The sequence below is a fragment of the Virgibacillus senegalensis genome, from assembly GCF_000821245.2.
GTDB classification, from domain to species: Bacteria; Bacillota; Bacilli; order Bacillales; family Amphibacillaceae; genus Sediminibacillus; species Sediminibacillus senegalensis.
The window spans coordinates 269,105-281,921 of sequence record NZ_LN611425.1; the positions used below are offsets into that span (position 1 = coordinate 269,105).

At 42.6% G+C, this 12,817-nt stretch carries 13 protein-coding genes and 1 other annotated feature; of the genes, 12 read left to right on the forward strand and 1 reads right to left on the reverse strand.

Features of this window, described 5'->3' with window-relative positions; translation table 11 throughout:
- The first annotated feature begins 2 nt into the window (after window positions 1–2).
- From recD2 to greA, 11 genes are all read left to right on the forward strand, one after another.
- Window positions 3–2,321 (forward strand): SF1B family DNA helicase RecD2, encoded by a 2,319-nt coding sequence (gene recD2, locus BN1067_RS11970; RefSeq protein WP_053219170.1) that lies wholly within the window; start codon window positions 3–5, stop codon window positions 2,319–2,321.
- 71 nt (window positions 2,322–2,392) lie between these two features.
- Window positions 2,393–2,581: a hypothetical protein gene (locus BN1067_RS11975; RefSeq protein WP_053219075.1), complete on the forward strand. Its 189-nt coding sequence runs from the start codon at window positions 2,393–2,395 to the stop codon at window positions 2,579–2,581.
- A gap of 121 nt (window positions 2,582–2,702) precedes the next feature.
- Window positions 2,703–3,770 (forward strand): AI-2E family transporter, encoded by a 1,068-nt coding sequence (locus BN1067_RS11980; RefSeq protein WP_053219076.1) that lies wholly within the window; start codon window positions 2,703–2,705, stop codon window positions 3,768–3,770.
- A 65-nt stretch (window positions 3,771–3,835) separates the two neighbouring features.
- Window positions 3,836–4,043, forward strand: a binding site (T-box leader).
- A gap of 117 nt (window positions 4,044–4,160) precedes the next feature.
- Window positions 4,161–6,797 carry an alanine--tRNA ligase gene (gene alaS / locus BN1067_RS11985; RefSeq protein WP_053219077.1) on the forward strand — a complete coding sequence of 879 codons (2,637 nt, stop codon included), beginning with the start codon at window positions 4,161–4,163 and terminating at the stop codon, window positions 6,795–6,797.
- Between the two features lie 93 nt (window positions 6,798–6,890).
- On the forward strand, window positions 6,891–7,154 hold the full coding sequence (locus tag BN1067_RS11990) for an IreB family regulatory phosphoprotein (RefSeq protein ID WP_053219078.1): 264 nt from the start codon (window positions 6,891–6,893) through the stop codon (window positions 7,152–7,154).
- A gap of 2 nt (window positions 7,155–7,156) precedes the next feature.
- Window positions 7,157–7,573 carry a Holliday junction resolvase RuvX gene (gene ruvX / locus BN1067_RS11995; protein WP_053219079.1) on the forward strand — a complete coding sequence of 139 codons (417 nt, stop codon included), beginning with the start codon at window positions 7,157–7,159 and terminating at the stop codon, window positions 7,571–7,573.
- Between the two features lie 25 nt (window positions 7,574–7,598).
- On the forward strand, window positions 7,599–7,883 hold the full coding sequence (locus BN1067_RS12000; RefSeq protein WP_053219080.1) for a DUF1292 domain-containing protein: 285 nt from the start codon (window positions 7,599–7,601) through the stop codon (window positions 7,881–7,883).
- Window positions 7,884–8,053: 170 nt separating this feature from the next.
- Window positions 8,054–9,196, forward strand: a complete 1,143-nt coding sequence (gene mltG / locus BN1067_RS12005; RefSeq protein WP_053219081.1) for an endolytic transglycosylase MltG — start codon at window positions 8,054–8,056, stop codon at window positions 9,194–9,196.
- 128 nt (window positions 9,197–9,324) lie between these two features.
- Window positions 9,325–9,978: an O-methyltransferase gene (locus BN1067_RS12010; protein ID WP_053219082.1), complete on the forward strand. Its 654-nt coding sequence runs from the start codon at window positions 9,325–9,327 to the stop codon at window positions 9,976–9,978.
- A 26-nt stretch (window positions 9,979–10,004) separates the two neighbouring features.
- Window positions 10,005–10,628: a uridine kinase gene (gene udk, locus BN1067_RS12015; protein WP_053219083.1), complete on the forward strand. Its 624-nt coding sequence runs from the start codon at window positions 10,005–10,007 to the stop codon at window positions 10,626–10,628.
- A gap of 300 nt (window positions 10,629–10,928) precedes the next feature.
- Window positions 10,929–11,405: a transcription elongation factor GreA gene (greA, locus tag BN1067_RS12020; RefSeq protein WP_053219084.1), complete on the forward strand. Its 477-nt coding sequence runs from the start codon at window positions 10,929–10,931 to the stop codon at window positions 11,403–11,405.
- 281 nt (window positions 11,406–11,686) lie between these two features.
- Here greA and BN1067_RS12025 read toward each other — a convergent pair whose 3' ends face one another.
- Entirely contained in the window at window positions 11,687–11,932 is a 246-nt protein-coding gene (locus tag BN1067_RS12025) for a KTSC domain-containing protein (RefSeq protein WP_053219085.1), read from the reverse strand.
- Window positions 11,933–12,113: 181 nt separating this feature from the next.
- Between BN1067_RS12025 and BN1067_RS12030 the strand changes: the two genes are divergently transcribed.
- Window positions 12,114–12,815, forward strand: coding sequence for a YrrS family protein (locus BN1067_RS12030; protein ID WP_053219086.1), 702 nt, complete (start codon window positions 12,114–12,116; stop codon window positions 12,813–12,815).
- Window positions 12,816–12,817 lie beyond the last annotated feature (2 nt).

A 12,817-nucleotide genomic window follows, 5' to 3' on the forward strand; every position in this document is an offset into this window, starting at 1 on the left:
CAATGGAAGAAAACCATGGAAAATCGCAAGAAAATAGTTATGTGAAAGGAGAGCTCATCCATCATATTTTTGTCAATGAGGAGGAGCACTTTTCCATTGCCAGAATAAAGGTTTTGGAGACGAACGAGTCTTTCAAAGAAAAAGATATGGTGATAAAAGGATACTTTTCCCGACTCAATGAAGGGGAAATCTATATTTTTCAAGGAACCTTTGAACAACATAAAAAGTTCGGCCTGCAATATCAGGTGAATCATTTCAAACGTTTTATCCCTGAAACGGAAGATGGGCTGGTTGCCTATTTATCAAGTGATTTGTTTTATGGAATCGGTAAAAAAACAGCCCAGCGGATAGTCAAAGAATTGGGTGAGACGGCAGTAAGCAAGATTTTGCAAGATCCTGGGGTACTGGATCCGATTCCGGGGCTTCCGAAAGAAAGGGCAGAACAGCTTGCGAGGGACTTGCAGGAACACCAAGGATTCGAAAACATTGTCGTCCACTTATCGAACTATGGTTTCGGTCTCAAAATGGCACAAAAAATATATGAGGCATACAAGGATGAAGCAATAAAAATTCTTGAGCAGGATCCCTATCAGTATGTATTTGACATAGAAGGGTTTGGCTTTCAACGGGCAGACGAAGTGGCACGCCAAAATAATATTCCGATGGACCATCCTAGCCGTGTTCAGGCTGCCTGCATTTTTACGTTACAGCAAAGCATCCAGGCTGGTCATGTTTATTTGCCATTGGAAAAGCATTTGACGGCGGTCGATGAATTGCTGCAGGGAGAACTACACCAGATAGAACCGGAAACAATCACTTCGCAAATCCAAGAATTGAACAAACAGAAAAAAATAATTGTGGTGGAATCAAGGGTTTATTTGCCGTCCCTCTATTATTCCGAAAGCGGCTTTTGTTCCAACGTGGACCGAATTATTAAGCAAACAGTCATGGAACAGCCGGCAGATGCAGAGCTCCTTAAAATAGTCGGAAGCATAGAAGAGGAAGAGTCTCTCAGCTATGGAAAGGAACAATATCAGGCAATCGAAAAAGCGTTAGGTTCTAAACTGATGGTGTTGACGGGAGGACCTGGTACCGGAAAGACGACGGTCATTAAAGGGATTATCAATGCTTATGCAGAAATTCACGGGCTGTCTTTGGATCCTGATGACTATGATAATGAAACGCCGTACCCGTTTATCCTAACTGCCCCAACCGGAAGGGCAGCAAAGCGCATGAAGGAGTCTACCGGTGTCCCTGCTGTAACCATTCATCGGTTGCTTGGTTGGAATGGCCATGAAACGTTTGAGAAGGACGAAGATAATCGGCTGGAAGGAAAATTGTTGGTTATCGATGAGTTTTCCATGGTGGATATTTGGCTAGCACATCAATTGTTTAAAGCCATTCCAAATGAGATGCAAGTACTGATTGTCGGTGATGAAGATCAACTCCCGTCGGTAGGGCCAGGACAGGTTTTGGCCGATTTACTGAAGAGTGGCCTTGTACCATACGTGCAGCTTAATGAGGTTTATCGACAAAAAGAGGGATCGAAGATCATTCAGCTGGCCCATGAAATAAAAAACAATGAATGCCGGACGGACTCTTTGCGGCAAGAATCAGATTTCAATTTTATTGAATGTCCGGAATACCAGGTCGTTGATGTAATCATTCAAATTGTCAAACGAGCCCATGATAAAGGTGTAGACTTGCGTGATTTGCAAGTGCTCGCACCGATGTATCGTTCGAAGGCGGGAATTCATCGTATCAATGAAGAAATTCAGAAATTGATCAACCCGAAATCAACCCAACGGAGAGAAATTCGAACAAAGGATGTCACATTCCGAACAGGGGATAAAGTCATCCAATTGGTCAATCAGCCGGAGGACGGCGTTTTTAACGGGGATATCGGGGAAATAACGGCGATTTTCGAGGAAGACGAGGGAAGTGGACAGGCGGAACAAGTTGTTGTGTCCTATGAAGAAAAAGAAGTGGCATATGAACGGAAAGATTTAACCAATATCATGCACGCCTACTGCACTTCGATTCACAAATCTCAAGGAAGTGAGTTTCCGATCGTCATCATTCCCGTGATACAGGGATACAACAGAATGCTGCGGAAAAATCTGTTATATACTGCTGTCACCAGATGCAAGAAATCACTGATTTTGTGTGGAAACAAGCAGGCTTTTATTCAGGGAGTCAATGAGCAGGACACCAATCGCCGATACACCTCTTTGGAAGAACAGCTTAAGGAACTGATGGACGATGTTCCAGAACCAGACGAAAATGCGGAAGAAGAACTATCGCCTTACGATTTTCTATAAGTTTATTGTATAAAGTTAAATAAAATGGGCAAGCTTTAGGACAACTCATGATTTGGCAAGGAGGATCCTGGATGCATTGCCCCAACTGTAAAGGGAAAAATATTGGGAAAATAGGAAACCAGCAATTCTATTGCTGGGATTGTTTTATTGAGTTGTCTTTGCTCGGAGAAGTATTGGATCTTCATCAGGTGGAACAGGACGGTTCTTTAAGCTCATTGAATGATCTCTTTAGCGAGGATGAAAGAAAAGCAAATTGGTAGAATTCCAAAACAGCAAATACAGCTGTCTTCGATGATAAATTCTCCTTTCTAGGGAAAACTAACTGCAGACGTTTTGGTTAGTCGTAACGTCAACTTGTTTCCCGGGAAGGAGGAGTAGTACTTGTTTCATCCAAATAAATCTGTCCGCTTTTTATTTTGGATTTCCACCGGAATATTGGCATTTTTATTTTTGTATTTATTATGGAAACTCCTGCCACTGTACCGGTCCATTCTAACCATATTCTTGCACATCCTGACTCCTTTCATCATCGCTGCTCTCATCGCTTATTTGCTGCATCCGATTATTGAAAAGCTTCATCACTATCACTTACCTCGGTGGTTTGCGATCATCGGAATTTATCTTTTGTTTTTTGGGCTTTCAGGCTATTTTTTGTATAAGGCCTTTCCGATACTACTCCATCAGCTTCGGGATTTGAACGCCAATCTTCCAGAGTTCATGGAGCAATATCGTAGCGCAATTTATGGCTTGTATGAGCGGACCGCTTATTTGCCGGAATCCGTCCATGACCGAATGGATGTCCTCTTTTACAGGGTCGAGGAGTTTATCGGCAATTTACTTAGCGGTCTTGTGGAACAAGCAGCTAAATTTATGGATATTATTCTATTGGCAGCAGTAATCCCTGTTCTTGTATTTTATATGCTGAAAGACTTTGATCTAATTAGAAAAGTTTTCAGCAGGCTTACTCCGGAGAGGTTCCGGGACGACGGCCGCAAACTTTGTATGGAAATCGACAAAAGCCTCGGAAACTACATAAGGGGACAGCTGCTCGTCTGTCTGTTCGTAAGTTTGACTACATACGGCTTTTTGTGGCTGATCGACATGCGATACCCACTTCTATTGGCGCTGATTATGGGGATAACAAACATCATTCCGTATTTCGGCCCGATACTGGGAGCTATACCGGCTGTAGTTATCGCTTTCACCATCTCGTATAAAATGATGATATATGTCGTCATCGCGGTTTTTGTCGTTCAAATCATTGAAGGGAATTTACTCTCCCCGTTCATCGTCGGGAAAAGCATCAATATTCATCCAATCCTGATTATTTTTGCTTTATTGGCAGGGGGAGAAATCGGCGGAATCATTGGAATGATACTGGCCGTTCCGCTCCTTACCATCCTTAAAGTAATCCTTTTTCACCTCTACCGGTTCCGGGCGGCAGAATGATTGACAACCTGACGAATCTTTTTTATACTTTGAGACAAGTAGACGAAGAATATAAAAAGGAATGACATAATACGTTGAAGATCCCGAGTACATGGCAATCCATCCGAGCAGAGAGGAATTTCCACGGCTGAAAAAATTCCCGGACAGGACCATGGAAGCTAGATCAGAGTGCGGACTCATCTCCGCCGGTCTGCCCCGTTACAAGCTATTGAGGTGATGGATAGTATTATCCATAATCAGGGTGGTACCGCGAACAAAGCTCTCGTCCCTGCTTTCAGGCAGGAACGGGGGCTTTTTGTATTGGTGGGTTCGCTCTCTATCCTCCTGTAGGGAAAATGAGAGCCAGAATCATTTCTTTATTAAATAAACTAAATCAATGGAGGTTTAACTATGAAGCAATTAACTTCAGCAGAAGTAAGGCAAATGTATCTGGATTTCTTCAAAGAGAAAGGGCACAGAGTAGAACCGAGTGCCTCCTTGGTTCCCAAAGAAGATCCTACCTTGCTTTGGATCAACAGTGGTGTTGCGACATTGAAGAAATATTTTGATGGAAGGGTAATCCCGGATAATCCCCGTTTGGTAAATGCTCAAAAAGCTATTCGGACGAATGACATTGAAAACGTCGGAAAGACTGCACGTCACCATACTTTCTTTGAAATGCTGGGTAATTTCTCGATTGGTGACTATTTTAAAGAAGAGGCGATAGAATGGGCTTGGGAGTTTCTTACCAGCGAAAAATGGATAGGTTTTGATAAAGAGAATCTTTCTGTCACCGTTCATCCGGAAGATGATGAAGCCTTCCATATATGGCGTGATAAAATCGGACTTCCTGAAGAGAGAATTATTCGCCTGGAAGAGAACTTTTGGGATATTGGGGAAGGGCCAAGTGGTCCGAATACCGAAATATTCTATGATCGTGGACAAAAATACGGAAATGACGAAAACGATCCAGAACTGTATCCCGGAGGCGAAAACGAACGATATCTGGAAATCTGGAATCTGGTATTTTCTCAATTCAACCATAATCCGGATCATACCTATACACCGCTTCCAAAGAAAAACATCGATACTGGAATGGGGCTTGAACGGATGGTGTGTGTCATCCAGGATACACCTACTAACTTTGAAACCGATTTGTTCATGCCGCTGATTAAACGTGCCGAGCAGTTGGCAGGTGTCAACTATGGAGAAACAGATGAAGGCGATGTAGCATTCAAAGTTATTGCAGACCATATCCGGACTGTCGCATTCGCGGTAAGCGATGGAGCGCTTCCTTCGAATGAAGGGCGCGGGTATGTGTTGAGGAGATTATTGCGAAGAGCGGTCCGTTATGCAAAGCAAATCGGAATCGATCGTCCTTTCATGTACCAACTAGTGAAATCGGTTAGTGACATAATGGGAGAATTTTACGAAGAAGTACAGAAAAAACAGTCCTTCATTGAAAATGTGGTGAAGACAGAAGAAGAACGGTTCCATGAAACGTTAAGCGAAGGTCTTGCGATCTTGTCGGAAATCATGGAAAAAGAAAAACAAAAAAACAGCAACATATTCCCTGGAAAAGAGGTTTTTCGCCTGTATGATACCTATGGTTTCCCGAAGGAGCTTACAGAGGAATACGTAAGCGAAGCAGGATTCACCATCGATGAGGACGGGTTTGAACAGGAAATGAACAAACAACGGGAAAGAGCCCGCCAAGCAAGACAAAAGGTCGATTCGATGCATGTTCAAGAAGGGGTTGCCGGGGAAGTGGATGTGGAGAGTACCTTCACTGGGTACGAGAACCTGGAAGCAGAAACCACCGTTCTGGAAATCATCAAAGGCAAGGAACTGGCCGATTCTGTGGAATCAGGAGAGGAAGCTTACCTTTTCTTAAAAGAAACGCCGTTCTATGCTGAAAGTGGCGGACAAATTGCTGACAAAGGCTGGATTTATACCGACCATGCTACCATTTCTGTTGAGGACGTCCAAAAAGCACCGAAAGGCCAGAACCTTCATCGAATTCTAGTCAAGGAAGGCCGGTTGCAAAAAGGCGAGCAAGTAAAAGCGATGGTGGATCAGAAATCCCGTTCGCAAATTGTAAAAAATCATACGGCTACCCACCTGTTGCACCAGGCATTGAAGGATGTGTTGGGTGAGCATGTTAATCAAGCGGGTTCCCTCGTAACTGCCGACAGGCTTCGCTTTGACTTCTCTCACTTTGGTTCGATCTCTAGAGAGGAATTAGACCGCGTTGAACAAATAGTCAATGAGCAAATCTGGGCTTCTATACAAGTTGCAATCGATTACCATCCGATTGACGAAGCCAAGAAGATGGGGGCGATGGCTTTATTCGGTGAAAAGTACGGAGATATCGTCCGTGTTGTCCAAGTCGGGGATTACAGCATTGAATTATGCGGGGGCTGCCACGTTGTGAATACTGCGGAAATCGGGCTGTTTAAGGTTACAACCGAGTCCGGAATTGGGGCAGGAACGAGACGAATCGAAGCATGTACAGGCAAGGCGGCTTATCAATACCTTAATGACAGGCAGACAGTGTTAAGAAATGCCGCTGATTTGCTGAAAACCAATCCGGAAAATGTACCTGAACGAATCGACGTATTGTTTAATGATATGAAGGAACTACAAAGAGAAAAGGAATCTCTAAGTGCCAAGCTATCCAATTTAGAAGCGTCTTCTATCCTGGATCATCTCCAAGAGGTGGACGGCGTGAAATTGCTTGCCCGACAGGTCGATGTGCAGGACATGAATCAATTGCGAAACATGGTGGACGAACTCAAGCAAAAAGTCGATTCCGGTATTATCCTTCTAGGATCGGTTTCCGATGGAAAAGTCCAGCTGGCGGCAGGAGTTTCGAAGGACCTTGTTGAAAAAGGTTACCATGCAGGAAAATTGATTAAAGAAACGGCACAGCGATGCGGGGGTGGCGGTGGCGGACGTCCCGATATGGCTCAGGCCGGGGGCAAAAATCCAGACCAGCTCCCTGAGGCACTTCAATATGCCGAAACCTACGTCAAAGAAAACTCTTAGTTTTTCTTAAGCACGGTTTAGGTATATAATAATAGGTAACAAATTGTGGACGTTTGTCACTTAACGTTAAAATATGAAGACGGGGGTAAACTAATGGGATCTATGGACAAAACAATGAAATTTAATTTTGCCGAAGAACCATTCGAAGAAAATGTGAAAGAAGTGCTCTTGACAGTGCATGAGGCATTACGGGAAAAGGGTTATAATCCAATCAACCAGATTGTTGGATATTTATTATCTGGTGATCCGGCGTATATTCCCCGGCACAAGGATGCAAGAAACTTAATCAGGAAAATAGAACGGGATGAGTTGATTGAAGAACTGGTCAAGTCCTATTTAAACAACCATAAGGAGTAATGATGAAAAAGATTGGCTTTGACGTTGGTGAGAAAACGATCGGGGTGGCTGTCAGTGATGCGCTTGGCTGGACTGCTCAAGGGGTCACGACCATTAAATGGGATGAAAAGGATTATTCGACAGCCGAACCCGAAATAGAAAAAATAATCTCGGAGTATAATATCGAAGAGGCGGTCGTCGGCCTGCCAAAAAACATGAACGGAACAATCGGGGAACGTGGCGAAGCCTCTCAGGCTTTCGCCAAGTACCTCGAGGACCGTTTTTCACTCCGGACAGTTTTATGGGATGAAAGGTTGACAACCATGGCTGCGGAGCGTGTTCTGTTAGAAGCCGATATGAGCCGTAAAAAACGGAAAAAAGTGATTGACAAAATGGCAGCGGTCATGATTTTGCAAGGTTACCTAGACGCCAACAAATGACTGAAAAACTCGTGGAGGTGCAGAAATGGCATTAGAAGAAAAAGAAAGAATTATTATTCCGGACGAAAATGGAGAAGAACACTTATTTGAAGTGCTGTTCACTTTTGATGTGGACCAGACAGGCAATTCCTATATTGCTGTCGTACCAGCTGAGCAGAAGGATGATGAGGAGGTAGAGGTATTTGCCTTCCGTTATGAAGAGAAATCACAAGATGAAGATGATTTATCTTTATTCCAAATTGAGTCAGAAGAAGAATGGGAAATGGTTGAGGAAATGCTTAATACTCTGACAGACGAAGAAACAGAATAACTGTAAAACGAGGCTTATCTCCATTGTCCCGGAGATAAGCCTTTTTGATAGACAGACGCGTGGCAAGGCATTTAAAGTTTATACATTTTGTCAGAAAAGAATATAATACATAATAATTAGAAATGTTGTCGTTGTTTGTAGTATAATGTATCCGGTGAAGGGGGTTTCCTATGTCTACTTCTGATAAAGAGAAGAACTTTTCCGATCGCTGGAAACAGCGAATCGAAGAAGCGAGTACCGTCAGGAAAATCGTTGCTCTAATACTGTCCTGTTTGATATTGATACTGGTCGTCGGCGTTGTTGCAGGCTATTTGTATGTAAAGTCGGCGATGGAACCGGTCGATCCGGATGATGACACGATTACCGAGGTAGAAATACCGTTAGGGTCTTCTACTTCTCAAATTGCCGATATATTAGAGGAAAAGCAAATAATAAGCAACAGCCTGGTATTCCGCTTTTATATTAAATTCAATAATGTGGCAGATTTTCAGGCCGGAGAGTATGAATTTTCACGGTCCATGAGTTTTAACCAAATTGTGGAATCATTGCAGACTGGTACACTCGTTAAAGACCCGCTTCTGACTATTACAATACCGGAAGGAAAAACTATAGAAGAGATAGCTTCCATCTTTGCTGAAAAAGCAGGTGTTGACGCAGAAGCATTTATTGACAAAACTGAAGATGTAAACTACTTAGAAAATCTTATTGCCCAACATCCAACAATCCTTACCGAGGAAATTTTGGATCCGGAAATAAGGTATCCATTGGAAGGCTATTTATTTGCCGCTACATATGATTTTTATGTCGAGAATCCGAAGCCTGAAAACATCATCGAGAAAATGTTGCAGAAGACAGAAAATGTTTTGACGCCTTATCTGGATTCCATATCTGAAAAGGATGACATCGAATCAGTTCACGATGCATTGACGATGGCTTCCCTAGTCGAAAAAGAAGCGCAAACAGAGGAAGACCGAAAGTTGATAGCTGGAGTGTTTTATAACCGGCTGGCGGAAGAAATGATGCTGCAAACGGATCCGACAGTGTTATATGCATTGGGCGAGCATAAAACAAGGGTATTGTACGAGGATCTGGAGACAGAATCACCATATAATACTTATCAAGTAACTGGCCTGCCGGTAGGTCCGATCTCCAACTTCGGGGAGAATTCGCTACAGTCGATTCTCAATCCGGAGGAAACCAATTATATGTATTTTGTGGCTGCTGAAGATGGTACGATTTATTACTCACAAACATTTGAGGAGCACCAGCAGTTGACGCAGAAATATTTACACAGGAAAGCAGCAGGGGAGTGAATGAATTATTCGCATTCCCTGCTTTTTTTGTGTTAAAATAATATGGTTGTAGAGAATGTCCTGGTCTGTTTTACTCATGTTTTGAACAGCTGGTGAAATAGGAAACAGACACTTTGACATAATCGTTAATGACGGAGGTTGCAAAAGTGGACGATCAGTTGGAACAATACTTAACGGGTACTGTCCCAGAGGCACCAGAATGGGCAGCAAAACTCGAGGCATATGCGCGTGAACATCACGTGCCGATAATGGAGCCGTTAGGCATCCAATGCTTGATGCAATTAATCCGCATCAAAAAGCCGGCTAAAATACTCGAAATCGGCACAGCAATCGGTTATTCTGCGCTTAGGATGCTTGAGGCCAACCCTTCCGCACAGATAACGACCATTGAAAGAGATGAACAGCGTTATCAGGAAGCCATCAGCAACATTGCTGCTCAAGGTAAACAAACACGGATCCAAGTCATTTTTGGAGATGCTTTGGAAGTAGGAGAGCAGGCAGGGAAATCAGGACCGTATGATATGCTTTTCATTGATGCAGCAAAAGGGCAATATCGACGTTTCTTTGAAGACTATAGCAAACATTTGGCCGAAGATGGTGTCATTGTTTCTGATAATGTGCTCTTTAAAGGACTGGTTGCTGCGGAGTCCGATCAAAAGGACAGGCTAAACAAAATTGCAGGTAAAGTGCGTGATTATAATGAATGGTTAGTCCAGCATCCGGACTTTTATACGACCATTGTTCCGGTTGGCGACGGAATCGCTGTCAGTGTTAGAAGATGAAAGGAAAAAAGGAGAGCTAGGTAGTTATGTCGAACAAACCCGTGGTTATTGGTGTTGCCGGCGGCAGCGGATCTGGAAAGACCTCTGTGACCAGATCAATCAGCCAGCGATTTACAGATAAGACCATTTTAGTTATTGAACAGGATTATTATTATAAAGATCAAAGCGATCTTCCGTATGAGGAACGCTTAAATACCAATTATGATCATCCCCTTGCTTTTGATAATGATTTATTGATCGAACATGTAAAAGCACTACTGGAACAAAAACCTATTGATAAACCCGTTTATGATTATACCCGCCATACACGGTCAGAAGAAGTCGTACGTGTGGAGCCTAAGGATGTTATCATCCTGGAGGGTATCTTGATCTTGGAAGACCAACGACTGCTCGATTTAATGGATATCAAAGTATTTGTCGACACGGATGCAGATGTTCGGATCATTCGACGAATGCTCCGGGATATTAAAGAACGCGGCCGTACCATTGACTCGGTTATTGATCAGTACATCAATGTCGTTCGTCCGATGCATTTGCAGTTTGTTGAACCGACCAAACGGTATGCAGATATCATCATACCGGAGGGTGGACAAAATCATGTAGCCATTGATTTAATGGCAACCAAGATACAGACGATTCTCAATCGATAAAGATTTCTCACCCGTCAGTAGAAAACTATTGAAAAAAGAGATAAAATCTGCCATAGTATGGAATATAGTCAAAACTGAAAACGGGAACATAAATTTGAGCGCACACATGTGCTGCTCATTTTTATAAAGGACAAGGTTCTTTCCCGACCCGATTACCAAACTGGTGACCAGCAATGAGAAACTTCACCGATTTAAAGGTCATGTTCTTGCTGCATACTTTATAAATATATATCCAGATAGAAGAAGACTTGGAATAATCGGGAATTTGAAATTATTGTTGGAATCAAAGGAGTGTGTCAAATGGCTGCAGAAAAAAGTTTTTACATGACTAATGAGGGTAAACAGAAATTAGAAGACGAACTGGAATACCTTAAAACGGAAAAAAGACAGGAAGTAGTTGAAAGAATAAAAATAGCAAGAGGATTTGGCGATCTTTCCGAGAACTCGGAATATGACGCAGCCAAGGATGAACAGGCTTTTGTAGAGTCCAGAATCGCCACCGTGGAAAATATGATCCGAAATGCGGTCATCATTGAAAATGATAATGATAATCCGAATGTTGTTAACTTGGGAAAATCCGTTACATTTAAGGAACTTCCTGATGGTGATGAGGAAAGTTATCAAATCGTCGGCAGTGCCGAAGCTGATCCGTTTGAAGGGAAAATTTCAAATGATTCCCCAATCGCCAAATCATTGATCGGGCGTGAAGTAGGGGAAAAGGTAACCGTACCGACTCCTGGTGGAGACATGGAAGTGGAAATCTTAAGTGTCAAATAAGGAAAACAATAAAGATGTTTCGAGCCGTCTGCTCGAAACATCTTTTTATATGCAGGAGAAATCTGCTATAAAATTGGTTCTATAGAGCGAAATAGTGTAGAAGAGGAATTTCCTCTCCTTTTTTTGGACCTTACGATAAAGAGGTGGTGGAGTGAAGATCACTCCACCATAGACAGAGAACCTAAAAATATCGGTTGATTATGTTAATTGCTATGCCAATAGCTTGCTATAGGCAGCTTTTTATATTTTAAAAGCATATTGTTGGATAGCGTAGGACAAAATCATGTCAGTTTCGAGAGTTCGTTCTTGTATGTACAAGGATAGTAAGGAAGGAATACTTTTTTGATGAAATCCTCCTTTTCCAGGGAAATCAGGAATTCGAAGACGACCAACTCTTCTACTTCAGCAAACTGGACTTCTGTACCATCTAAAAAGAAAATGGAAAACAGATTTTGTTTTTTATCATAACCGACTTGATTAAATGTGGTTATCTTCCATAGCTGTTGATCGAACATGGTAATTTTCAATAACACCATCCCCTTCTGAACTCGCTGTTTTATTAGTTAGATGTTTATGCTTGGACTCCTTCCTATATGCCAAAAGTAGAAGAAGTTCGACAAAAATATTCTGCGGGAAGGGAAAGAATGATTTTGTCCGATTCAAAATAGCATAGTATAATAGCAGATAGATGGAAAAGGAGGTACTTTCATGTCAGATGATTTTCAATCACCATCCAGAGTGAATCGCTTTGATAAAAAACGCAAAAGCACGAAAGCGATAACTTTCCTTTTAATAGCAGGAGGAATATTAATCCTTGTTTTAATCGGATTTTTCCTGTTTGGCGGAGGAAATGAAGATAATTCAGCAAATGAAACGGACACACAAGAATCCGTGCCATCCGAAGAGGAAGAGGGTGCTGTTTCGGAGGAGGAGCAGAATACAGAGGAAAATCAAGACGGTCCTTCCGATGGTGCAGAGCAGCCGGAGTCCAATCAGAACGATCAAGAGAACACAGTGGATGACGGCGAGGAAGATACAGAACAAGAGGCAGAAAAAGAAACTGTCGATTCCAGTGGAGACAATAACGTAAAAGAAGCTTATACCGCAGATTGGAAACCTGTAGGCACTGACCAGCAGGAGCCGCATCAAACAACATTTGAAGAAGGGACCAAGGATTGGGAAGAAATGATGGAAGCCATCGAATTGGCTACAGATCTGCCAAGCAGCAACCGGATTGTCTGGTGGGTAGAAAGAGGCAGTGCAGACCAGCAAGTCGTTGCAACAGTATCAGATAGCGATGAAACGGAAACATACCGGACCTATCTGACTTGGGTGGAAAACGAGGGCTGGAAACCAACCAAGGTCGAAGTACTAAATGAAAATGACCAAAAATATCGATTCCAACAATAAAG